The organism is Agrobacterium larrymoorei (assembly GCF_037722385.1).
Classification (GTDB): Bacteria; Pseudomonadota; Alphaproteobacteria; order Rhizobiales; family Rhizobiaceae; genus Agrobacterium; species Agrobacterium larrymoorei_C.
The window spans coordinates 410,190-432,090 of sequence record NZ_JBBKAQ010000001.1 but is presented as its reverse complement, the minus strand read 5'-3'; the positions used below and the strand labels follow the sequence as shown (position 1 = coordinate 432,090).

General features: G+C 57.2%; 21 protein-coding genes and 3 tRNA genes. 9 read left to right on the top strand and 15 right to left on the bottom strand.

Annotated features, from left to right (window positions below):
* Positions 1-206 precede the first annotated feature (206 nt).
* Positions 207-1,376 carry an amidohydrolase gene (locus WKI41_RS01940; protein ID WP_340191842.1) on the top strand — a complete coding sequence of 390 codons (1,170 nt, stop codon included), beginning with the start codon at positions 207-209 and terminating at the stop codon, positions 1,374-1,376.
* A gap of 502 nt (positions 1,377-1,878) precedes the next feature.
* Here WKI41_RS01940 and WKI41_RS01935 read toward each other — a convergent pair.
* From WKI41_RS01935 to WKI41_RS01925, 3 genes are all read right to left on the bottom strand, one after another.
* A tRNA-Arg gene (locus WKI41_RS01935) sits at positions 1,879-1,955 on the bottom strand.
* A 31-nt stretch (positions 1,956-1,986) separates the two neighbouring features.
* The gene (locus WKI41_RS01930; protein ID WP_062424309.1) at positions 1,987-2,292 is read right to left on the bottom strand and encodes an ETC complex I subunit; all 306 of its coding nucleotides are present in this window, start codon (positions 2,290-2,292) and stop codon (positions 1,987-1,989) included.
* Between the two features lie 741 nt (positions 2,293-3,033).
* A tRNA-Pro gene (locus WKI41_RS01925) sits at positions 3,034-3,110 on the bottom strand.
* Between the two features lie 264 nt (positions 3,111-3,374).
* On the opposite strand from WKI41_RS01925, the gene WKI41_RS01920 reads away from it, so the two are divergent.
* The 5 genes from WKI41_RS01920 to WKI41_RS01900 all read left to right on the top strand — a co-directional run bounded on the left by WKI41_RS01920 (position 3,375) and on the right by WKI41_RS01900 (position 8,174).
* Positions 3,375-4,673, top strand: coding sequence for an efflux RND transporter periplasmic adaptor subunit (locus WKI41_RS01920; protein WP_340191841.1), 1,299 nt, complete (start codon positions 3,375-3,377; stop codon positions 4,671-4,673).
* A gap of 14 nt (positions 4,674-4,687) precedes the next feature.
* Positions 4,688-5,410: an ABC transporter ATP-binding protein gene (locus WKI41_RS01915; RefSeq protein WP_340191840.1), complete on the top strand. Its 723-nt coding sequence runs from the start codon at positions 4,688-4,690 to the stop codon at positions 5,408-5,410.
* Positions 5,400-6,608 (top strand): ABC transporter permease, encoded by a 1,209-nt coding sequence (locus tag WKI41_RS01910; RefSeq protein WP_340191839.1) that lies wholly within the window; start codon positions 5,400-5,402, stop codon positions 6,606-6,608. The genes WKI41_RS01915 and WKI41_RS01910 overlap by 11 nt, the downstream gene beginning before the upstream one ends.
* 73 nt (positions 6,609-6,681) lie before the next feature.
* Positions 6,682-7,164: a transcription elongation factor GreA gene (gene greA / locus WKI41_RS01905; protein WP_340191838.1), complete on the top strand. Its 483-nt coding sequence runs from the start codon at positions 6,682-6,684 to the stop codon at positions 7,162-7,164.
* 74 nt (positions 7,165-7,238) lie between these two features.
* On the top strand, positions 7,239-8,174 hold the full coding sequence (locus tag WKI41_RS01900; RefSeq protein ID WP_340191837.1) for an MYG1 family protein: 936 nt from the start codon (positions 7,239-7,241) through the stop codon (positions 8,172-8,174).
* Between the two features lie 66 nt (positions 8,175-8,240).
* On the opposite strand, the gene sufA is transcribed toward WKI41_RS01900, so the two are convergent.
* The 7 genes from sufA to WKI41_RS01865 all read right to left on the bottom strand — a co-directional run bounded on the left by sufA (position 8,241) and on the right by WKI41_RS01865 (position 15,488).
* Positions 8,241-8,630, bottom strand: a complete 390-nt coding sequence (gene sufA / locus WKI41_RS01895) for a Fe-S cluster assembly scaffold SufA (protein WP_340191836.1) — start codon at positions 8,628-8,630, stop codon at positions 8,241-8,243.
* Positions 8,631-8,740: 110 nt separating this feature from the next.
* Positions 8,741-9,148, bottom strand: coding sequence for an SUF system Fe-S cluster assembly protein (locus WKI41_RS01890; protein ID WP_340191835.1), 408 nt, complete (start codon positions 9,146-9,148; stop codon positions 8,741-8,743).
* 23 nt (positions 9,149-9,171) lie between these two features.
* Positions 9,172-10,425, bottom strand: coding sequence for a SufS family cysteine desulfurase (locus WKI41_RS01885; protein WP_340191834.1), 1,254 nt, complete (start codon positions 10,423-10,425; stop codon positions 9,172-9,174).
* Complete coding sequence (sufD, locus tag WKI41_RS01880; RefSeq protein WP_340191833.1) at positions 10,418-11,689, bottom strand: Fe-S cluster assembly protein SufD; 1,272 nt, start codon at positions 11,687-11,689, stop codon at positions 10,418-10,420. The genes WKI41_RS01885 and sufD overlap by 8 nt, the downstream gene beginning before the upstream one ends.
* Before the next feature lie 24 nt (positions 11,690-11,713).
* Complete coding sequence (gene sufC / locus WKI41_RS01875) at positions 11,714-12,469, bottom strand: Fe-S cluster assembly ATPase SufC (RefSeq protein ID WP_340191832.1); 756 nt, start codon at positions 12,467-12,469, stop codon at positions 11,714-11,716.
* 178 nt (positions 12,470-12,647) lie between these two features.
* Positions 12,648-14,117: a Fe-S cluster assembly protein SufB gene (sufB, locus tag WKI41_RS01870; protein ID WP_340191831.1), complete on the bottom strand. Its 1,470-nt coding sequence runs from the start codon at positions 14,115-14,117 to the stop codon at positions 12,648-12,650.
* A gap of 201 nt (positions 14,118-14,318) precedes the next feature.
* Positions 14,319-15,488 (bottom strand): cysteine desulfurase family protein, encoded by a 1,170-nt coding sequence (locus WKI41_RS01865; RefSeq protein WP_340191830.1) that lies wholly within the window; start codon positions 15,486-15,488, stop codon positions 14,319-14,321.
* A gap of 211 nt (positions 15,489-15,699) precedes the next feature.
* On the opposite strand from WKI41_RS01865, the gene WKI41_RS01860 reads away from it, so the two are divergent.
* Positions 15,700-16,377 carry an alpha/beta hydrolase gene (locus tag WKI41_RS01860; protein ID WP_062441481.1) on the top strand — a complete coding sequence of 226 codons (678 nt, stop codon included), beginning with the start codon at positions 15,700-15,702 and terminating at the stop codon, positions 16,375-16,377.
* A 181-nt stretch (positions 16,378-16,558) separates the two neighbouring features.
* The gene (gene tyrS / locus WKI41_RS01855; protein WP_340191829.1) at positions 16,559-17,812 is read left to right on the top strand and encodes a tyrosine--tRNA ligase; all 1,254 of its coding nucleotides are present in this window, start codon (positions 16,559-16,561) and stop codon (positions 17,810-17,812) included.
* 86 nt (positions 17,813-17,898) lie between these two features.
* On the opposite strand, the gene WKI41_RS01850 is transcribed toward tyrS, so the two are convergent.
* From WKI41_RS01850 to WKI41_RS01830, 5 genes are all read right to left on the bottom strand, one after another.
* Positions 17,899-18,441 carry a lipocalin family protein gene (locus tag WKI41_RS01850; RefSeq protein ID WP_425340964.1) on the bottom strand — a complete coding sequence of 181 codons (543 nt, stop codon included), beginning with the start codon at positions 18,439-18,441 and terminating at the stop codon, positions 17,899-17,901.
* Between the two features lie 75 nt (positions 18,442-18,516).
* Complete coding sequence (locus WKI41_RS01845; RefSeq protein ID WP_340191828.1) at positions 18,517-18,960, bottom strand: VOC family protein; 444 nt, start codon at positions 18,958-18,960, stop codon at positions 18,517-18,519.
* A 68-nt stretch (positions 18,961-19,028) separates the two neighbouring features.
* Positions 19,029-19,610 (bottom strand): hypothetical protein, encoded by a 582-nt coding sequence (locus WKI41_RS01840; protein WP_340191827.1) that lies wholly within the window; start codon positions 19,608-19,610, stop codon positions 19,029-19,031.
* 90 nt (positions 19,611-19,700) lie between these two features.
* A tRNA-Glu gene (locus tag WKI41_RS01835) sits at positions 19,701-19,775 on the bottom strand.
* A gap of 224 nt (positions 19,776-19,999) precedes the next feature.
* Positions 20,000-20,293 (bottom strand): DUF1127 domain-containing protein, encoded by a 294-nt coding sequence (locus WKI41_RS01830; protein WP_340191826.1) that lies wholly within the window; start codon positions 20,291-20,293, stop codon positions 20,000-20,002.
* Positions 20,294-20,386: 93 nt separating this feature from the next.
* Here WKI41_RS01830 and WKI41_RS01825 point away from each other — a divergent pair, with 93 nt between their 5' ends.
* Positions 20,387-21,799 carry a PLP-dependent aminotransferase family protein gene (locus WKI41_RS01825; protein ID WP_340191825.1) on the top strand — a complete coding sequence of 471 codons (1,413 nt, stop codon included), beginning with the start codon at positions 20,387-20,389 and terminating at the stop codon, positions 21,797-21,799.
* The last annotated feature ends 102 nt before the right edge of the window (positions 21,800-21,901 follow it).

Sequence of the window (21,901 nt, the reverse complement as noted above, 5' to 3'; positions counted from 1 at the left end):
AAGCCGCCCGGCGGCGCGGCGTGTTCTGCGATCGTCTTGCAAGGCTTGTCCTCAAATTCCCGTCTTCTTTGCGGGAATGGCAATATTCACCATATATGGCCTAGCAATGGCAAACTAGATTGATTGCGTCAATTATGCGGCGCAATATCGAGACAAGCCGCAGCACGATTCATGCATGCCCTTTTGTAAAGTCAGGACCCAAGAGAATGCCCATCTTGAATAGAGCCGCCGAGTTGCAGGAAGAAGCGACGCAATGGCGCCGCCATCTTCATCAGAACCCGGAAATTCTCTATGACGTGGAAGAGACCGCGCGCTTCGTTACCGAGAAGCTGACGGCGTTCGGTGTCGACGAGATCGTCAATGGTATCGGTAGAACGGGTGTCGTTGGCGTTATCCACGGGCGCAGCAAGAACGGCCGAACGATCGGCCTTCGCTCCGATATGGATGCCCTGCCGATCGTTGAGGAAACCGGCAAACCCTGGACCTCGCTCACTCCCGGCAATATGCATGCCTGCGGCCATGATGGACACATGGCCATGCTGCTGGGTGCCGCCAAATATCTTTGTGAAACGCGCAACTTCGATGGCTCGGTTGTGGTCATTTTCCAGCCCGCCGAAGAAGGCGGTGCTGGTGCGCTCGCCATGGTGGAAGACCGGCTGATGGATCGTTTCAGTGTGGACGAGGTCTATGGCATGCACAACATGCCGGGCATTCCGCTTGGCCAATTCGCCATTCGCAAGGGCGGCATCATGGCCGCCCCTGACAAGTTCACCATTACCGTTAAGGGCCGCGGCGGCCATGCCGCTCAGCCGCACCGCACAGTAGATCCCATCGCCATCGGGGCACAGATCGTTACCAATCTACAATTGATCGCATCCCGCAATGCCGACCCGGTGCGTTCGGTGGTGGTATCGGTTACCCGCTTCCAGGCTGGGACCAGCCACAACATCATCCCCAACGAGGCGCTGATCGCCGGTACAGTACGGACGCTGGATGAGGACGTGCGCGACATGGCGGAGGTGCGGATCCGCCAAATTGCAGAGGGCATCGCTCTTGCGAACGGTGCAGAAGCGGAAGCGGATTATCACCGCTACTGTCCCGTAACTGTCAACCATCCAGCCGAAACCGACTATGCGGCGCAAACCGCCCGCGACGTCGTCGGCGCGAACAATGTCGACGCAGATGTCGACCCATCCATGGCGGGCGAGGATTTCTCCTACATGCTGAAGGAACGCCCAGGCGCGTTCATCTTCATCGGCAATGGCGATACGGCCGGGCTTCATAATCCAAGCTACGACTTCAACGACGAGGCGCTTGCCTACGGCATTTCCTACTGGGTGAAGCTCGCCGAGCAGCGGCTGCAAGCCGGAGGCTAGAAAATTTCTGGGCACAGCGCGGTGCGTTCTCAGAACGCGGTTGATCCCAAAACTCCAGTGGTTTAAAAACGTCAATGTGTGTCCACGTAGCTCAGTAGGATAGAGCACAGGATTCCTAAATGAAATTGGGGGTCGCGCCCGGAAACGACGCGATCGATCTGCTCAAAGTCGGGGAACGCTTCGCTGGACTTCCAGCATGCCAATCCCGAGCCAAGCTTCGGAGAAATCCGTTGAAGGTGTAGAGACTGGATGGGCAGCACCTAAAGGCTTCCAAGCCCATGGTGAAGGGACAGTCCAGACCACGAACGCTTTCGAGCGGCGGCTAAAGCCGAAGTGGTATGAATCCTGGGGTCGGAGGTTCGAATCCTCTCGTGGACACCAAAAGCCTGCAGATTTAATAGCTTAATATAACCCGAATAGGCTCTCTATATCGTCTTATTGATCGACGACTATGATGTGGGTGTCAGAGTGCTACATGTATGCAGTTTGCAAAGTAGCAAAATGGCGACCCCTGCAGGACTCGAACCTGCGACCTACTGCTTAGAAGGCAGTTGCTCTATCCAGTTGAGCTAAGGGGCCACTCGCGGCGCCGTGGAGGCGCCGAAAACGGTTAGTGCGTCCAAGGCTGCGTGCGCGTATAGCGGAAGTTGTCCGTGTAGGAAACCGTCTGGCGCTCTGCTTCCTTCGGCTGAATGACGCGGTACTCGATGCCCTTGCGCTGCGCGTAGGCTTCGGCCTGTTCCTGCGTGTCGAAATTGAGCTTGACCTGCTGCTTCATATCAGACGAGGACGTGTAGCCCATGATAGGGTCAATCTTGCGCGGAACCTCGGCGTCGAATTCCAGCACCCAGATATTCGTCTTGGCTTTGCCAGACTGCATGGCGGTCTTTGCCGGACGATAAATTTTTGCAGACATTTCAACTGCTCCAGTCTTGCGCTCAAGCGCGATGACGCTCTTTCTACGCGGCCTCCCGTAACCATTTTATTACGGTCGGCATCAGATTTTCACTTGGACCGACTCATGCGCGAAGTCAAGCCGCTTGCTCGCTAGATGCTATAGCATAGGTTCGAAAATCGTAACCGATTTTCGAAAAGCACGATGTCGAGGTTCAAGGGACATGGGTATCCTTTCTGCATCTGAAAGAACGCGTGCCGCTCGCCTGGAACATGATGCCCTTCACCAACATAAAAAGCTATCAGACCGCTTGAATGGGACGCACGAAGCATATTCTATCGCGGCATCGATGAGGAGACACACATAGTGAACGACAACGTCATCAAATTCCGCAAGCCACAACCGCCTAAGAAGCCACGTCCGGGCCAGAGCAAGCTCGTGGCGGTCATTATCGGCGGTATCGCGCTCTGCGCTTTAATCTGGGTACACTTTCAATACGGAGTGTAAAACACGAGAGTTTGCGGATCGGAGGCGGAAGCAAATCGTTCTGGAGCCGGACACCGTTAGAGGCAGTTGACCCCACAAATGCTTAAGCTCGCGACCCAAAAGCGCAGTCGATGAACTCGTTCCAAGCTGCAGAGCAGTGGATTGAAGGTGGTGGAAAACAGTGAGCATGACCAACGCAGCTCGGCTCTCACAACACTGATTTTCGGTGAACTTGAGGAAAACGACAATATCGAGACAAATCAAGAATTTGTCGAATGGTCGGAGTGGAGAGATTCGAACTCCCGACCCTCTGGTCCCAAACCAGATGCGCTACCAGACTGCGCTACACTCCGCCGATGTCGTGAGCGGGGAGATACACGGTTACCGCACACCCTGCAACAGCTAAAATCACCTTTTCGTTTGTTTTTTCTCAATCGGCTTCGGTATCCCTGACTGTAATGCGGAATGCGCGTGGCAGGAAGATTACGAAGTTTTCACTTCACCCACCCCGCCGGCTGTGCCAAGCGGTCAGGCAGGCGTATTTTAGCAGTTGCAGTAGCTTCCTCAGATAGCCACCTATCAGGGCAAAGACTTCTGCAATCGCTCACACGATGGGAATGAACGACTTGGACACCAACACCGACAAACAGGCCAGGCAGGATGCGAAGCCCGATCTTCGCGATATTCTGGCGTCTTCGAAAACCGGGAAGAAGAAATCCAGGCGTTCGCTCTATGTCATCCTCGTGCTGTTGATGATTGCTGGCGCAGCGACATACTATTTTGCCTTCGCTGGTGCGCGGGTCGCCTATAGCTACACAACTCAGGAAGCAAAGCGCGGCGATCTCTCCGTCATCGTCACCTCCACCGGCTCGGTACAGCCCACCGACCAGGTGGATATATCAAGCGAGCTCTCGGGCACGATCCGCAAGGTCAATGTGACTTACAATAGTCCCGTCAAAGCGGGAGACGTTCTGGCTGAACTCGACACAAACAAACTCGAAGCGGATGTGCAGAGTGCGCGTGCCAAGCTTGCATCGGCCAAGGCCAATGTCGCAAAAGCAAAGGCTGATCTCGGCTCGACCAATACATCGCTGGAGCGGCTGAGATCGCTGGTTCAGAACCGCGTCTCCAGCCAGCAGGATCTCGATGCGGCGCAGTTCAACCGCGATGCGGCTGCGGCGACGCTGGAAGTTAACGAAGCAACGGTCCTCTCCTCTGAGGCGGATCTGCGGCTTGCGGAGGTCAATCTCAGCAAGGCGAAGATCGTGTCTCCCATCGATGGCGTGATCCTGACGCGCGATGTCGATCCGGGGGCGACCGTGGCGTCCTCGTTGAATGCGCCGGTGCTTTTCACCATCGCCGGGGATTTGCGCCGCATGGAGCTGCAGGTGTCGATCGATGAGGCGGATGTCGGCAAAGTGGAGGCCAATCAAGAGGCGACCTTCAATGTGGATGCTTATCCAGAGCGACGTTTCCCAGCGAAAATCGAGACCGTGCGCTTTGCTTCAGAAACCGTCTCTAACGTCGTGACCTATAAGGGTATTCTCACCGTCGATAATGCCGAACTTTTGCTTCGACCTGGCATGACGGCGACAGCAAATATCGTAGTCGAACATGTGAAGGACGCGCTGCTGGTGCCCAACGCTGCGCTGCGTTACACGCCCCCGCGAGAGAACGCGTCGCGCGGCGGCGGGCTGATGGGCCTTTTCCGTCCTCCGCGCATGAACCGCTCACGCGGCAGCGGTGCCGAGCAGGCAGCAGCGGGCAAGCGTCAGGTTTGGGTTCTGCGCAACGGCACGCCAGTCAGCGTCTCGGTCCAGACAGGCTCCACCGACGGCCAGTTCACCGCCGTGACCTCTGACGACCTGAAGCCTGGCGATCAGGTGATTACCGACGCAACGCAACGCAGCAGCTAGGCGGGAGTGGAAGCATGAGCACACCGCCTCTGATCGAATTCCGCGATGTCGTGAAGCAATATGGCAAAGGGGAAGCGGCCATTCGGGCGCTGGACGGCGTCAGCCTGTCGATCAATGAACACGACTTCGTTGCCATAATGGGACCGTCCGGTTCCGGCAAGTCGACCTCGATGAACATTATCGGCTGTCTGGATACGCCGACATCGGGCGAATATCTTTTTCAAGGCGTGCCCACCAGCGGCTTTGACAATGAGCACCTGACACTGCTTCGCCGCCACATGCTGGGCTTTGTGTTTCAGGGCTTCAACCTGCTATCGCGCACCTCGGCCGTCGAAAATGTCGAGTTGCCTTTAATCTATCGCGGCATGAAGTCCGGTGAACGGCGCGCACTTGCCATGGAGGCCTTGGCGCAGGTCGGGCTGAAGGGGCGAGAGCACCATACGACGCAGGAGCTTTCCGGCGGCCAGCAACAGCGTGTGGCGATTGCGCGCGCCATCGTCACCAAGCCTGCCTTGCTTCTTGCGGACGAGCCGACGGGCAATCTGGATACCAGAACCAGTATCGAGATCATGGACCTGATCACCTCGCTCAATCGCGATCGCGGCATCACCGTCGTGATGGTGACGCATGAAGAGGATATCGCCGCCCACGCCAAACGTTTGTTGCGCTTCGTCGATGGCCATCTGGATGCGGACAGCGCCTCCGGGCACGCAAGGGAGGGCGCTGATGTTCTTTGAGACCGTAAGGCTTGCCATGCGCGCCATCAGCCGCAACATGCTGCGCTCCTTCCTCACCGTGCTTGGCGTAGTCATCGGCGTGGCGGCAGTCATCGCCATGGTGACCATCGGCAATGGCACGACGGCACAGGTGAAGTCCGAGCTTTCGCGCCTCGGCACCAACATGCTTTTCGTAAGGCCCGGGCAATTCGGCCCCGGGCGCGCAAGCGTCGATGCCAAACGCTTCACCGATAGCGACGTGCAGGCAATCCGCGACCAGATCAGCGGAGTGCGGGCTGTGGCGCCATTGAACCGGTCCTCGGCAGCAACGGTCATCTATGGCGGCAAGAACCACCAGACAAGCGTCGTGGGAACCACCAACGACTATCTGATCGCGCAGGACTGGACGATCGCGCTTGGGCGGGAGTTTCTGCCGGCAGAAGATCGCGGCGGGCAAATCGGCTGCATCATCGGCGAAACCGTCCGGCAGGAGCTGTTTGGATCATCCGATCCGGTAGGCCAGACAATCCGCGTCAGCAACATATCTTGCCCGGTCATTGCGGTTCTGGGGCGAAAGGGTCAATCAGGTCTCGGCGATGATCAGGATGACACCGTCATCATGCCGCTTAAAATTCACCAGCGCCGCATTGGCGGCACGACCACCATTTCCTCCATCATGGTCTCCGCTCAGGATGGAGTCTCGACCGCGAAGGTGCAGTCAGACCTGGAAAATCTGCTGCGCGAACGCCGACGCATTGGGCTCGGCCGGCAGGACGATTTCACCGTCAACGACATGGCGCAGATCGCTTCTGCCATGACCGGCACCACGACGCTACTGACCGGCTTGCTTGGCGCTGTTGCGGCCGTCAGTCTTCTGGTGGGGGGCATCGGCATCATGAACATCATGCTGGTTTCGGTCACAGAACGAACGCGCGAGATCGGCATCCGGCTGGCCATCGGCGCTCTGGAAAAACAGGTCCTGACACAGTTCCTCGTCGAGGCCGTCATGCTTTCGGCTTTTGGTGGGACTGCGGGTATCTTGACGGGGCTTGCACTGGCTTATGCGGTCGTCAGCTTCCTCGGCGTTCCCTTCGTCACCAGCCCGGCGATCATCGCGATTGCCTTCGCCTTCTCAGCCGCTATCGGCGTGGTATTCGGCTATTTCCCCGCTCGCCGCGCAGCAAGCCTTAGCCCAATCGAGGCATTGCGCCACGAGTAACCCATCTGCCGAACTTGCTAAAGCGCCCGGCGCTCTCCATATGAAAAAGAGCGTTATTTGAGGGAGTTGGGCCGTGAGCGTCGCGTTTGTGAAGGAAGAAAGTGCGGAAACCGCAGCGGAAACCCAGTTGCCAGACCGCCCCGTATCTCAACATCCCAATCTCGTCACCGAAGCGGGTCTCAAGGCTCTTGAAGAGCAGATGAAGGCTGCCCGTACCGCACACGAGCTTGCCAGCGCAGTCGAGGATGTGAACGAACGCAGACGCCAAACCGCCCCACATCTGCGCGATATCCGTTATCTAGCAGAACGCTTGCGCACGGCGCAGTTGATTCCAGCACCCGAGACGAATGACATTGTATCGTTCGGAAGCACCGTTACATTTACCCGTGAAGATGGCCGTGTGCAATCTTACCGCATCGTCGGCGAAGATGAGGCCGACCCAAAGGCCGGGTCTATTTCCTATGTGTCGCCTGTCGCACGTGCTCTAAACGGCAAGGCCGTTGGTGATGTCGCTATGGTTGGCGGGCAAGAGTTGGAAATTACCGACATTCAGTAGGCCGCCAGTTGCAGCAGGTTGAAATAACGGGTAACTGCCCGCTAACTTGACTTTTAGCAAAAGGCTTATTGCGCATGGCGGTGGAATTCCTCGTCACTCACTCCGGCGGCTTCCATGCCGATGAATTGCTCTCCAGCGTCATTCTCACCCGGCTTTACCCGACGGCCAAGATCGTTCGCAGCCGCGCGCCGGAGTGGATCACCCCTGCACAAGACCGTATCATCTATGATGTCGGCGGCGCCTATGATGCCGAGGCGCAGATATTCGATCACCACCAGCGCGGCGCGCCGCTGCGCGAGGACGGCCAGCCCTACAGTTCATTCGGACTTGTGTGGAAACATTACGGCCATGAATATCTCGCCGCGCTAGCGCTTCCTGCAGCCGATGTCGAAGCCGTTCACGCGTCCTTCGACAAAAGCTTCGTGCTGCCGATCGACCTCACGGATAATGGCGCGCTGAGCCCGGCAATTGCTGGAGAGCTCGCGGGCCTGACGCTGCCGTCGCTCTTGGAAACGCTGAAACCGTCGTTCGACAATCGTCAACAAGGGGCCGACGACGCCGCCTTCCATGGTGCGCTCGCGATTGCTCGCGCCTTTGTAGAAGCGGGGATCGAGAAGAAGGCCGCAAAGCTCAGGGCGGAAACGCTTGTTCTGAAAGCCATAGAACAAACCGGTGAGAGCCGCATTCTTGAGTTGCCGATAGGGATGCCCTTCCGCCCCGCAATCGTAAAGGCCGGCGCCGACCATCTGCTCTTCGTCGTGCATCCGCGGGACAAGGATTGGTGCGTCACAGGCATCCGCCGTGCCGAAGAAGGCTTCGAACTTCGCGCCGACCTGCCTGTTTCCTGGGCCGGTTTGACCAATAGTGACCTGGAGCGGGCAAGCGGTGTCGAAGGCGCAACCTTCTGTCACAATGGCCGCTTCATCGCTGCTGCAAAGACACGAGAGGCCGCAATGACAATGGCTCAGATTGCCACGCAGGAAGCGCTCTTAGAGCGGCAATCCGCCTAAATACTTTTCCGGACAATGAATAACGCGGTGCTTGATGGCAAGCACCGCAACGCCATTAAGCGGTAATCAGGCGCTTGCTGCTGCCTCACGCTGCTTGGCCAGTGCTGTGAGGTCTGCCGCCTTCAACTCGACAGATTCGCCGCAGCCGCACGCCGAGGTCTGGTTCGGATTGTTGAACGTGAAGCCGGAGCGCATCTTGGTCACTTCAAAATCCATCTGCGTGCCAAGCAGATAGAGCACTGCGGATGGCTGCACCCAGACCTTCGCGCCGTCATGCTCAATTAGATCGTCCTTCGCATCAGGCTCCGTCACCAGATCGATGGTGTACTCCATTCCGGCGCAGCCGCCCTTCTTGATACCGACGCGCACGCCCTTGGCATCGGCACCCGAATTTTCGACGATTGCCTTGACGCGAGAGGCTGCAGCCTCCGTCATTGTCATCACTGCAAAGCCCATGGGCTTGTTACTCCTTCGACAGTCGGGTTCAAGGCCCGATGTTTATGGACTCAAATCTAGTCTTGCGTGGAGATGGTATCAAGTCTCGTCGATTGTCTAATCGATCGCCCTTAGTACCAGCCGACTGCGACCTGTGCTTCTTCCGACATGCGATCCGGCGTCCATGGCGGATCGAAGGTCATTTCGACGGTTACGCCAGACACGCCTTCGACGGCGCCAACGGCATTTTCTACCCAGCCAGGCATCTCGCCGGCCACGGGGCAGCCAGGTGCTGTCAGCGTCATGACGATCTTGACCATACGGTCATCTTCGATGTCGATCTTGTAGACCAGACCGAGTTCAAAAATATCGGCGGGGATCTCCGGGTCGTAGACCGTCTTCAGCGCGGCGACGACGTCGTCACTGAGCCGTGCCAGCTCATCGGGTGAGATGCTGGAGGTTTTGGCCGCGGCAGGTGCTGCCTCTTCGTCCGGCGATTGTGCCAGATCCTGCATCTGTTCAGTCATATCGGTGCTCATGGTCCTGATCCTCAATTCCGATGTCAGGCGAAAAATTTGCGGGCGTAATCGAGGGCTTCGGCTAGTGCGTCCACTTCCGCGCGGGTATTGTATAGCCCGAATGATGCCCGGCATGTGGAGGTCACGCCGAAGCGTTTCAAGAGTGGCATGGCGCAATGTGTGCCTGCGCGCACGGCGACACCCCGGCGGTCGATGACCATCGAGACGTCATGGGCATGAATGCCTTCAAGCTCGAAGGAGAAGATGCCACCCTTGCCCGGCGCGTTGCCGATGATACGCAGTGAGTTGATGTCACGCAGACGCTCAGTGGCGTAGGCGGCAAGATCCGCCTCATGCGCAGCGATCGCCGCACGTCCGAGATTGTCCATATAGTCCAGCGCGTAGCCAAGGCCGATGGCCTGAACGATAGGCGGTGTACCTGCCTCGAAGCGATGCGGCGGCTCGTTATAGGTGATCTCGTCCTCGGAGACATCAAGGATCATTTCGCCGCCGCCCTGGAAGGGACGCATCTCTTTCAAGCGATCGGCCTTACCATAAAGAACGCCGATGCCCGACGGACCGTAGAGCTTATGGCCCGTCATCACGTACCAATCGCAATCGATGTCGCGGACATCGACCGGCATATGGACGGCGCCCTGGCTGCCGTCGATCAATACGGGAATGCCGCGCTCATGGGCAATGCGGCAAATTTCCTTTACCGGTACGATGGTGCCAAGCGCATTGGACATATGGGTGATGGCAACGAGTTTGGTGCGCTCCGTCAGGCTTTTTTCGAAAGCCTCAATGTGGAAAGCGCCCTCGTCATCCACCGGCACCCAGACAAGCTTGGCACCCTGCCGCTCTCGAATAAAATGCCAAGGCACGATGTTGGAATGGTGCTCCATGATCGAGATGACGATCTCATCGCCCTCGCCAATCTTCGGCATGCCATAGCCATAGGCGACCGTATTGATCGCCTCGGTGGAAGACTTGGTGAAGATGATTTCGTCCACCGAGCCAGCATTCAGAAAACGCCGCACCTTCTCGCGCGATGCTTCATAGGCATCCGTCGCCGCATTGGAGAGAAAATGCAAGCCACGATGCACATTGGCATATTCGTTGGCATAGGCATGCGACACCGCATCGATGACCACCTGCGGCTTCTGCGCGGACGCGCCATTGTCCAGATAGACAAGCGGCTTGCCATAGACCTCGCGCGAAAGGATGGGGAAATCCTTGCGCACGGCTTCAACGTCGTAGGGGGCTGCCGCGATGGCGCGTTCGCTATTATCAGGCATGAGCGTCCAGCCAACTGGAAATGATACCTTCCAACGCCTCTACCAGATTGTCGTATTCGAGTTCTTCGACAATTTCCGCAACGAACGCGTTGACCAGCATGGCACGCGCCTTCGCCCGCGGCACGCCACGCGCCATCAGGTAATAGAGGTGTACGTCGCTGATATCGGCAACCGTTGCACCATGGCCGCACTGAACGTCGTCTGCGAAGATCTCGAGTTCAGGCTTTGCCGAAAACTCGCCATCGTCGGACATCAACAGCGTGTTGCACGCCATCTTGGCGTCGGTCTTCTGGGCATCGGGCGCAACCCGGATCATGCCCTGGAAGATGCCTTTGGCGCGATCGAAGACGACGTTGCGGAAGATTTCCGTCGAGGTGGTGTTCGGCACATTGTGACCGAGAACCATCGTCACGTCCGTATGGGTTTCACCACCCAGCAGGTTGACGCCACGTACCGAGAGATCGGTGCCCTCACCTTCCACATCGATGCGCAATTCCTGGCGCACCAGCTTACCACCCGCATTGATGATGAAGAGCCGAAGATTTGCCTCCGCACCAAGCTTGATGCGCAACTGAGCGAGATGCGTATCGGCTGCACCTTGCTGCTGCAGAAGAATGTAAGTGGCTTGCGCACCGTCCTGAACCTCAAGATCGGTGACATGCGAAACGAGAGCCGCTTCCGTCGCAACCGACAGATGACGCTCGATAATCGTCGCCTTCGAGCCCTTGCCGAAGCGGACCGGCGCACGGGTGTGAACCTGACCGGCGCCATGGATGACCTGAAGCTCGAGCGGACGCTCGATATCAGCCTCATCCGGTACGGTCACAGAATAACCGTCCCGTACGAAGCTGCCGTTCAAGCGACCGATCATGTCGTCCTTGTCGGCGGCCACGAGTGCTGGAGCGGCCGTGCCGTCCAGCAGGCTCTCGGCATAATTGCCGATTTCGAAATCGACGATATCGGCGTCCACGGACTTGCCGTGGAGCAAGTAGACCGCCTGAGAACCGGCAACAGCTGGATCACGCTTTTCGATGAGCGGCGCAGAAGCATCCTCAGGAATGCTGCGCAGCAGGCTCTTCATATCGGTGTAGTGCCAGGCTTCGATGCGGCGCGTCGGAAGACCGGCTGTCTTCAAGTCGTCGAACAGCACGTCGCGTGCAGCAACCACATCGCCATTGCCGGGAAGCTCGCTGAACTTGGCCGTGAAGGCTTCCACCAGCGCGGTCTCCGCAGGTGTCAGCCGGTTTGTCGTTTGAATATTCATGGACATGGTCTCCTGGCCCGTTGATTAGGCCGCTTCACCGATGATGTCGGCGTAACCATTGTTTTCCAGTTCGAGCGCAAGCGACTTGTCGCCCGAACGGATGATCTTGCCCTTGTAAAGAACGTGGACGCTGTCCGGAACGATGTAATCGAGGAGGCGCTGATAATGGGTGATGACGACGGTGGCACGGTCCGGAGACTTCAGCGCGTTGACGCCATCAGCAACGATCTTCAGTGCATCGATGTCGAGACCGGAGTCGGTTTCGTCCAGAACGCAAAGCTTCGGCTCAAGCAGCGCCATCTGCAGGATTTCGGCGCGCTTCTTCTCACCGCCGGAGAAACCGACATTGAGCGGACGCTTCAGCATGTCCATGTCAATCTTCAGGTCGCCAGCCGCTTCCTTCACCTTCTTGATGAAGTCGGGAGTGGTGAGTTCAGCTTCGCCACGTGCCTTGCGCTGCTCGTTCATGGCAACCTTCAGGAACTGCATGGTCGCAACGCCTGGAATTTCGACCGGGTACTGGAAGGCCAGAAAGACGCCCTTGGCAGCGCGTTCGGCAGCGTCCAGCTCCAGAATGCTCTCACCATTGTAGAGAATGTCGCCAGAGGTCACTTCATAGTCTTCGCGGCCTGACAGGATGTAGGAGAGCGTGGACTTACCGGAGCCGTTGGGACCCATGATCGCCGCGACTTCGCCAGCGGCAACCTTCAGGTTCAGACCCTTGATGATCTCGGTTTCGGTATCGGCGATCTTTGCGTGCAGGTCGATGATTTCAAGCATGTTTCAATTCCTGTTCGTAGTGCGGCTTCAAGGGCCGCCTCTGAGGCCGGTGCAGGCCGTTCTCAATTCTCACATCCGTCATCCCCGGGCTTGCCGAGGATCCAACCGGTCAATTCGATATGCGACGCCGCGTCGTTGGATCCTCGGGTCAAGCCCGAGGATGACGCGGAGCGAGGCCTTAGCCCACTGAGCCTTCCAGCGAGATGCCGATCAGCTTTTGCGCTTCGACAGCAAATTCCATCGGCAATTCCTGAATGACTTCCCTGACGAAGCCATTGACGATCAGAGCGATCGCGGCTTCTTCCGGAATGCCGCGCTGCAAGCAATAGAACAGCTGATCCTCGGAGATTTTGGATGTCGTTGCTTCATGCTCGAAATGCGCAGAGGCATTCTTTGCCTCGATGTAAGGCACGGTGTGCGCGCCGCACTTGTCGCCAATCAGAAGGCTGTCGCACTGCGTGAAGTTGCGCGCATTGGTCGCCTTGCGATGGGCCGAGACCTGACCGCGATAGACGTTTTCCGAGAAGCCTGCTGCGATACCCTTGGCGATGATGCGGCTCGACGTGTTCTTGCCGAGATGGATCATCTTGGTGCCGGAATCGACCTGCTGGTAACCGTTGGAGACGGCGATCGAGTAGAACTCGCCGCGGCTGTCATCCCCGCGCAGAATGCAGGATGGATACTTCCAGGTAATGGCAGAACCGGTTTCGACCTGCGTCCAGGAGATCTTTGAGCGATGGCCACGGCAATCGCCGCGCTTGGTCACGAAGTTGTAGATGCCGCCCTTGCCTTCCTTGTCGCCAGGATACCAGTTCTGAACGGTGGAATATTTGATTTCGGCATCGTCGAGCGCAACGAGCTCAACAACAGCGGCGTGAAGCTGGTTTTCATCGCGCTGCGGTGCTGTGCAGCCTTCCAGATAGGACACATAAGCGCCTTCTTCCGCAATGATCAGCGTGCGCTCGAACTGGCCCGTGTTCTTCTCATTGATACGGAAATAGGTGGAAAGCTCCATCGGGCAACGCACGCCCTTCGGAATGAAGACGAAGGAACCGTCGGTGAAGACAGCAGAGTTTAGCGTCGCATAGAAGTTGTCGGTCGTCGGCACGACGGAGCCGAGATACTTCTTCACCAGTTCAGGATGCTCGCGCACGGCTTCCGAGATGGACATGAAGATCACGCCCGCCTTCTTCAGTTCTTCCTTGAAGGTCGTGACGACGGAAACGGAATCGAAGACTGCGTCGACAGCCACGCGACGGTTTTCGACACCCGCCAAGATTTCCTGTTCCTTTAGCGGAATGCCAAGCTTTTCATAGACCTTCAGGAGCTCCGGATCGACTTCGTCCAGGGACTTAGGGCCAGGCGTGCTCTTAGGCGCTGCATAGTAATAGAGATCGTTAAAGTCGATCTTGGGATAATTGACGCGCGCCCATGTGGGCTCTTCCATCGTCAGCCAGCGCTGGTAGGCGTCAAGACGCCATTGAAGCAGCCACTCGGGCTCCTGCTTCTTGGCGGAGATGAAACGGATAACCTCTTCCGACAGGCCTTTCGGCGCCTTGTCGACTTCGATCTCAGTTTCAAAACCGTATTTGTACTGGTCCACATCGATCTGGCGAACCTGATCGATTGTTTCCTGAACCGCTGCCATTGTCGTTCTCCAATCTCGCCGGATACAAGGTCCGGTGGCTTGTCAACGTATCAAGACGGAACCCCCGCCTTCATTCGCGCTTCACATAAATGCGGGAGCCATCTGAGGCCAGCGCTTTCATGCGTTTATTTAAGAGCGGGTTGGCGTTTTTCCCACCGCACCGCAAGCGAAATTTTGACATTTCGCAGTTTATTCCAGCCCTCAGGCTGCCTGACTGGGCAGCTTGCGTCGCCCTGCTATCTTGCCAAAGGCATTGATCGCCTTTTCGATATCATCTTCTGTCGTCGCATGCCCAAGCGAGATGCGCAGCGCGCCAAGTTTCGGGTCTTGTCCCATAGCGGTCAGCACGTGGCTCTCTCCGACTTTACCGGAAGAGCAGGCGGAACCTGCGGAGAGAGCAACACCTTCGATATCAAAGGCAATCTGCCCGGTTTCCGACTTCAAGCCGGGAAGCGTGAAGAAGGTCGTGTTGCTGACCCGTGCAACATCGGCACCGTGAATGATCACGTCCGGCGCGCTGGTCCGCATCCCATCTTCAAGCCGGGCGCGCAGGGCTCCTAAACGCGGGCTTTGCGTCTCCAGCAATCGAGCAGCCTCTTTGGCCGCAACGCCGAAGCCGATGATAGCCAGCGTATTTTCCGTCCCGGACCGATGTCCCTTTTCCTGCCCACCACCATGAATGAGCGGCAAAGGCATCATCACTTCGCCGCGAGAAATCAAAGCGCCGACACCCTTAGGACCGCCAATCTTGTGCGACGACACGATGACAAAATCTGCATCCAGCGACCTAATATCGACAGCAATACGCCCTACGGCCTGAACGGCATCGACCACCAAAAGGCCCCCAGCAGCATGAACCAGCCGCGCGGCTTCCGCCACAGGCTGGACGATACCGGTCTCGTTGTTCACCAGCATCAGCGCTACCATCGGCAGGCCCGAGGCACGGTCATGCTGTGACAGCAGCTTGCCCAAAGCTTCTATATCGAGCAGCCCCTGCTCCGTCACAGGAACCTCCATCACCGCAGATCGGCTAAACCGTCCGCCTTCGCGGATAGCTGGATGCTCGATAGCAGATGCGTAGAGATGGCTTATATTTAGGGGCGCGCGGCCCATTTTAAAGTGCGGGCACAGCACGAGATTTGCAGCTTCCGTCGCGCCGCTGGTAAAAACGACATGCGACGGCTCAGCGCCAACCAGCGCGGCCACATCACGCCGCGCAGCCTCGACTGCAGCGCGAACGGCCCGACCTTCCTTGTGAACGGAGGATGGATTGCCGGAGAGATCGAGAGCAGAAACAAGCGCATCACGGACGGCCGGCAGCAAAGGAGCTGTCGCATTCCAGTCCAGATATGTGCGCTCCGCTGTGCCCATGGCGCAAATCGTGCCTTTATCCCGATCATTCGCGCCTTAGAGCGCATTTTCCTTGAAATTTCCGTCACCCTTGCCTTATGACACCACCAACAGCGCCACGGAACGCAAGTTTCGAACAGTTCTAAACTAGGTTTTAGAAAAGCTGACCATCCACGTCAAGTCTTCTTGCGCGGGGAAAGAGTCAGAAACATAAAAACCGACCGGAGTACCTATGCCCGAAGTCATTTTCAACGGCCCTGCAGGTCGTCTCGAAGGCCGCTACCAGCCGTCCAAGGAAAAAAGCGCACCGATCGCCATCATTCTTCATCCGCATCCGCAATTCGGCGGCACGATGAACAATCAGATCGTCTACCAGCTCTTCTACATGTTCCAGAAGCGCGGTTTTACGACACTGCGTTTCAATTTCCGCTCCATCGGCCGCAGCCAAGGCGAGTTCGATCATGGCGCCGGCGAGTTGTCGGACGCAGCATCCGCACTCGACTGGGTGCAGAGCCTGCACCCCGATTCTAAAAGCTGTTGGGTCGCTGGCTACTCTTTCGGATCCTGGATCGGCATGCAGCTTCTGATGCGCCGTCCGGAGATCGAAGGTTTCATGTCGATTGCACCGCAGCCCAACACCTACGACTTCTCCTTCCTGGCCCCCTGCCCGTCGTCTGGCCTGATCATCAATGGCGATGCGGACAAGGTTGCGCCGGAAAAGGACGTCAACGGCCTGGTGGAAAAGCTGAAGACACAGAAGGGTATTCTCATCACCCACCGCACCGTACCAGGCGCAAACCACTTCTTCAGCGGCAAGGTGGACGAGTTGATGAGCGAATGCGGCGACTATCTCGACCGCCGCCTGAATGGCGAGCTGGTCCCGGAGCCAGCGGCCAAGCGAATCCGCTGAAAGATCCAAAGAACCTTCAGAGCCGCCGGTCACTCCGGCGGTTTTTTGCTTTTTGCGGCTCTATACTCCATGCCAACATTCATGGCCGAAACGGGTGTAATTTCCAAAAAACAATGATAAAGCCGCTGCCATTCACTGAAATGCAGTGAAGGTCACGACTAATCCCAGAAAGAAAAAGGTTATGTCCAGGTTCAAGTCCGATTTCCTCCGCACACTCGATGAGCGCGGCTTCATTCACCAGATCTCCGATGAGGCAGGTCTCGACGAACTGTTCGCCAAGGAAACCGTGACTGCCTATATCGGCTATGACCCGACGGCATCGAGCTTACATGTCGGCCACCTGACGCAGATCATGATGTTGCATTGGCTACAAGCGACCGGCCATCAGCCGATCTCGCTGATGGGTGGCGGCACCGGCATGGTGGGTGACCCTTCCTTCAAGGAGGAAGCGCGCAAGCTGATGACCATCGACATGATCGAAGACAACATCACCTCGCTGAAGCACGTCTTCGCCAATTACCTCGATTACGACCGGGTCACCAACCCCGCCTTGATGATCAACAATGCTGATTGGCTGCGCGGCTTGAACTATCTCGAATTCCTGCGCGATGTGGGTCGGCATTTCTCTGTCAACCGCATGCTCTCCTTCGATAGCGTCAAGACGCGTCTCGATCGCGAGCAGTCTTTGTCCTTCCTCGAGTTCAACTACATGATCCTTCAGGCCTACGACTATGTAGAGCTGAACAGGCGCACCGGATGCCGCCTGCAGATGGGCGGTTCGGATCAGTGGGGCAACATCATCAACGGGATCGATCTTGGGCACCGTATGGGGACGCCGCAGCTCTACGCCCTCACATCGCCGCTTCTAACCACATCTTCCGGCGCGAAGATGGGCAAATCGGCATCGGGTGCCGTCTGGCTGAACAAGGATCTGCTGCCCGTCTACGACTTCTGGCAGTACTGGCGTAACACCGAAGACGCGGACGTTATTCGTTTCGCCAAGCTCTTCACCACACTACCGATGGACGAGATCGATCGTCTTGCAAAGCTTGGTGGGTCGGAAATCAATGACGCCAAGAAAATCCTTGCGACGGAAGTGACCGCCATCCTGCATGGCCGCGCTGCGGCGGAGGAAGCTGCCGAAACCGCCCGCAAGACTTTTGAGGAAGGTGCGCTTTCCGACAACTTGCCGTCGATCGAAGTGCCGAAGACGGACTTGGAAGCAGGCATCGGTCTTCTCTCGCTGATCGTGCGCGCCGGTCTTGCCGCGTCCAACGGCGAAGCCCGCCGCCACGTTCAAGGCGGCGCTGTGCGCATCAACGACGAGAGCATTTCGGATGAGCGCAAACTCATCGGCGGTGGCGAAGTGACGGCAGATGGCGTCATCAAGCTTTCGCTTGGCAAGAAGAAGCACATTCTCGTGCGCCCAGCCTGATCCAAGTTTCCAAAGTTCGAGGGCCGCGAAAGCGGCCCTCGTATTCTCTCAAATCGCAATGAAAAGCGGCCCCACAGTTTTCAACATCAAAACTCGGGAAACTCGAGCTTCGAGGTATCGTAGCCGAGTTCCTTTGCCTTCCTGACCATCACAGCCAGCTTGGCTTTGGACGGTACGGAGCGAGAATAGATCCACAGATTCTCCATATCCGGCGTGGCACTGATGAACCACGTCTTGTCCGGCGAATTGTAGAGCACCCAGTAATTGAAGGTGATGAAGAGCGGATAGCGAACCCGCATCTTTGCCTTGGTCGTTTTCGCGTCTGTTATCGTCCCAATGCCCTCGACGGTCTTCAGCTTACCAGTCGGTGAGCCTTCGCGGCATCCATCCTCAACCAGCACCTGGCCCGGCGAAGAACCGGGTTTGTAGATCGAATAACCAGCAACGCAGCCATCGGTGAGCCACATGGGCGTTCTGCCGATTTCCAGCCACTTCCCACGATAATGCGACATGTCGGTCTGCGCCACCGCTGGCGCTTTTGCCTTTTGAGCTTGCGCAGGGGAAACGAAACTGATGCCAAGCGCGCATGAGACGAGGCCTGCGCTGGCCCATCGAAGCAATATGTTCATGCTGGTTCTCCGCAAAGGTGTCGCGGGAAACGCTCGGCTTTCAGAGCGGTTGCATCAACAAGATGGTAAAGAAGATCAGGATGCAGCCGCGCGCCCATCCGGGTATTCCGCCGGTCCTTTTACCTCCAGCAGGTTGCCAAAGGGATCGTGGATGTAGAACGAATGTCCCATGCCACGCGCGCCGCCATGCATTGCCTCACGCTGGATGGTCACGCCATGATGTTCGAGATGCGCTCTCAGGGCATCATGTTCGAACGGTCCGGTCGCAATGCAGATATGGTCGACGTTGCGCCCCCCGGCCACCGGTGGCGCGGCCTTCTGGCCGCCTGGATGGGTGGTGTCCCAGAGCACGATAAGCGACGCACCGCACCATACCTGCTCCATGCCAAGTGCAGGGTAGGAATAACCCGGTCGGCAACCCAGCACCTCGTGGTAAAAGGTCAGCGCCTTTTCCATGTCGTCTACCAACAGCACGACGTGATCTATCCCCACGAGCGAAAACGGTACATTCACTGTCACGAACAATCCTCCCAGAATGACGGTCACAACCATCATGCATTTGCCGACGGGGTCAACTGCAAAACCCATTAGGCCTGTTGTGAAAGAAGATGCCGCACAAGATCGTCGGTCGGGACTTCGCAATCAATCTTCGTTGTCAGTAGACTAAGGCGCGCGACCTCTCGATCTATAAAGCGATTAAACGCCACGGCACGCTGGGCGAACTTGTCGATCAGAAACCGCGCGGCGGCATCGCGGGACTCATAAGCACTCTCGGCTCTGATCCGGCGATCTAACAAGCCATGGGAAGCGACTAGCCATGTCGCTTGCACATTCTGCAAATCCAACTGAACGACGAGTTCAGGCAAAAGCGCAGAGCCTTCCAGAACAAGACGTTCACCACTCTCGACAAGGGGGAGCACCAGCGGCCTCCACATGGAGCGATAATGGACGAGGACAGATTGCATCATCTCATCCACCGGTAGATCGCGATAATGGTCTACGACATGCGGCGGCGGCTGCTCCGGCGGATCACGCCAAGGCCGTCCGGGATGCCTTGCAAGACTATCGGTCGAGATGCAACGACAAGCGAGGCGTTCCGCAACAGCGGCCGCCAGTGTCGACTTTCCGGCGTGGGATGGTCCACCGATGAGAAACAAGCGGGCAGTCATAGGCGTCCCCGTACTATTGTTGCAGGCAGCAAAAAGCGCGAGGCATAGACATGATGAAAGGCATTTTTAAGGGGGAACCACAAAGCCAAGTGGCACGCCCTAGGGGAGTCGAACCCCTCTTTTCAGAATGAAAATCTGACGTCCTAACCGATAGACGAAGGGCGCGTGCGCTTGGTTTGTGGCGCCCTTATAGTCAGAGGTTTTCGATACCGCAAGCGATAAAATGCGTGATTTGACAAAAAAATGACATCTCGTCTCGAAAGCCCTGAAAAACAAGGATTACCTATTCAAAACAAAAGCTTGTTCGATAGCAAAAAGCCCGCCGCACCGGTTGGGACGGGCGCTGCGGGCCTCTCATCTCAATGCTAATCTACATCGAGAAGCGGTACTCAGAGAGAGCGTGTCCAGCTTGAGAGAAGCGCCTTGCGCGACTCCTGATCGGCTTCTGCGCGCGATAGACCGATATCGGCGAGTTGGTCAGCAGAAAGATCGTAAAGACTGAGGCGACTTTGTCGCTTGGCATGCCATACCGTCATGCGCTGCAACCCGCTGGTGAGAAAGCTCCTCGCCTCGATTGGCGCAAATGGCTTGGCGGGCACCATTCGATCACGGACGAAGACTGCTTGTTCCTGCCCACTATCACCTAGTTCCGTTGCCGCTAGATATTCTTCCATCCTGCGCATGATTGTACCCGTCCGTTGTCCAGCTCTTCCGTTTAACTTCGAGACAATGAATACAATTGACACATACAGGGATACAATTCATAAATTGTCACCATGACAAGTTGGCTTCCCAGTATCGCCGAGGGCTCAGGCCCGATCTACATCCGCCTCGCTGATCACATCGAGACGGCTATTGCCAACGGTGTGCTAGCACCTGGCACCAAATTGCCACCCCAACGAAATCTTGCCTACGATCTTGGTGTGACGATCGGCACGATCAGCCGTGCCTACGCGCTCATCCACGAACGTGGTCTCGTCAGCGGCGAGGTTGGGCGCGGAACCTATGTCAATGATCGTGAAGCTGGAGAAGCGACACAGAGAGCTGTCGAAAGTCCGTTTGGCGGAACGAGGGTTTCGATGGCAGCCCCCGGTCAGATTTCCTTCAATGGCACTGCTGCACCAGACAATGGCCAGCAAGGCATCATCGCCGCCCATGTGACAGAGATCGTCAAGGACAACCCTTCGGAAATCATGGACTACACGCGCACCTTTCCGTCGTTCTGGACGGAAGCGGGTGCAAGATGGCTTGCTCATCAAGGCTGGTCTCCGAAGCCTGAGAACGTCGTCACGACGCTTGGTGCCCATGCGGGTGTAATGAGCATCATTACTGCGATGACCGCGCCCGGAGATCGCATCGTCTTCGAACCCGTCACTTATTCGCAGATCAGCCGAGCCGCGTCCTTGTCCGGTCGCCGCATCTCGATTGTGGATATCGATGCTGACGGCATCATCCCGGACGACTTTGAGCGCATCTGCGCCCAACAGCACCCAAAGATCGTCTTTCTGATGCCCGCCGGTCAAAATCCGACCTGCTCGACACTGCAGCTTGAGCGCCGCAAAGCCATCGTCGAGATCGCACACCGATACAATGTCTGGATCGTGGAGGACAATCTGTACGGCGCGATGACCGGTAACGATCTGCCTTTGATCGCGGAGCTTGCACCCGACAGGACATTCCTGGTCAACGGGCTCTCCAAATCGGTCAGCGCCGGCTTACGTGGCGGCTGGCTCGCCTGCCCGCCAGCCTTCGTCACGCGCATTCGCGTGGCACACAAAATGCTGACCGGCGGCATTCCCTTCCTGATGGCGGAGCTTTCGGCGCGGCTTGTGATCAGCGGCGATGCAGATGCCATCCGAAAAGGATGTATCGCCGAGATCGATGCGCGGCGAGGAATCGTCAGAGAAACCTTGCAGGGCGTGGATTTCAACAGCGCGCCAGGCATTGCTTTCGTCTGGGTGAAACTTCCCGAGCCTTGGCTTTCCGGCACGTTTCGCAATGCGGCGATGAGCGAAAATGTTTTGATCGATGACGAAGACGAGTTCAAGCCAGCCAGAACCGACCGGATCTTCCATCGGGTGCGCGTGAGCTTTTCGCTGCCCAAGACCCACGACGAATTAAAACGCGGTCTCGGCGTCCTCAGAAGGCTGCTCGACAATGGTTCTGCGGGCTACGACAGCATTGAATAGAGGCGACGAAGACGCTGAATTGAAGCCCTGCCGAGGCATTTTCCTATCGCAAGAATTCATGTCTTAGGGTAAAGAACCGGAAATTCCCGTACCGGCTCGAAC

Excerpts from the sequence above, each read along its gene's own strand:
- WKI41_RS01920 (WP_340191841.1), top strand. The coding sequence starts at position 3,375 with ATGAACGACTTGGACACCAACACCGACAAACAGGCCAGGCAGGATGCG.
- WKI41_RS01865 (WP_340191830.1), bottom strand. The coding sequence starts at position 15,488 with ATGGGCACAGCGGAGCGCACATATCTGGACTGGAATGCGACAGCTCCT.
- WKI41_RS01890 (WP_340191835.1), bottom strand. The coding sequence starts at position 9,148 with ATGAGCACCGATATGACTGAACAGATGCAGGATCTGGCACAATCGCCG.
- sufB (WP_340191831.1), bottom strand. The coding sequence starts at position 14,117 with ATGGCAGCGGTTCAGGAAACAATCGATCAGGTTCGCCAGATCGATGTG.
- WKI41_RS01915 (WP_340191840.1), top strand. The coding sequence starts at position 4,688 with ATGAGCACACCGCCTCTGATCGAATTCCGCGATGTCGTGAAGCAATAT.
- WKI41_RS01900 (WP_340191837.1), top strand. The coding sequence starts at position 7,239 with ATGGCGGTGGAATTCCTCGTCACTCACTCCGGCGGCTTCCATGCCGAT.
- WKI41_RS01940 (WP_340191842.1), top strand. The coding sequence starts at position 207 with ATGCCCATCTTGAATAGAGCCGCCGAGTTGCAGGAAGAAGCGACGCAA.
- WKI41_RS01840 (WP_340191827.1), bottom strand. The coding sequence starts at position 19,610 with ATGACTGCCCGCTTGTTTCTCATCGGTGGACCATCCCACGCCGGAAAG.
- WKI41_RS01860 (WP_062441481.1), top strand. The coding sequence starts at position 15,700 with ATGCCCGAAGTCATTTTCAACGGCCCTGCAGGTCGTCTCGAAGGCCGC.
- WKI41_RS01910 (WP_340191839.1), top strand. The coding sequence starts at position 5,400 with ATGTTCTTTGAGACCGTAAGGCTTGCCATGCGCGCCATCAGCCGCAAC.
- WKI41_RS01830 (WP_340191826.1), bottom strand. The coding sequence starts at position 20,293 with ATGCGCAGGATGGAAGAATATCTAGCGGCAACGGAACTAGGTGATAGT.
- WKI41_RS01825 (WP_340191825.1), top strand. The coding sequence starts at position 20,387 with ATGACAAGTTGGCTTCCCAGTATCGCCGAGGGCTCAGGCCCGATCTAC.
- sufD (WP_340191833.1), bottom strand. The coding sequence starts at position 11,689 with ATGAATATTCAAACGACAAACCGGCTGACACCTGCGGAGACCGCGCTG.
- WKI41_RS01850 (WP_425340964.1), bottom strand. The coding sequence starts at position 18,441 with ATGAACATATTGCTTCGATGGGCCAGCGCAGGCCTCGTCTCATGCGCG.
- WKI41_RS01885 (WP_340191834.1), bottom strand. The coding sequence starts at position 10,425 with ATGCCTGATAATAGCGAACGCGCCATCGCGGCAGCCCCCTACGACGTT.
- sufA (WP_340191836.1), bottom strand. The coding sequence starts at position 8,630 with ATGGGCTTTGCAGTGATGACAATGACGGAGGCTGCAGCCTCTCGCGTC.
- sufC (WP_340191832.1), bottom strand. The coding sequence starts at position 12,469 with ATGCTTGAAATCATCGACCTGCACGCAAAGATCGCCGATACCGAAACC.
- tyrS (WP_340191829.1), top strand. The coding sequence starts at position 16,559 with ATGTCCAGGTTCAAGTCCGATTTCCTCCGCACACTCGATGAGCGCGGC.
- WKI41_RS01930 (WP_062424309.1), bottom strand. The coding sequence starts at position 2,292 with ATGTCTGCAAAAATTTATCGTCCGGCAAAGACCGCCATGCAGTCTGGC.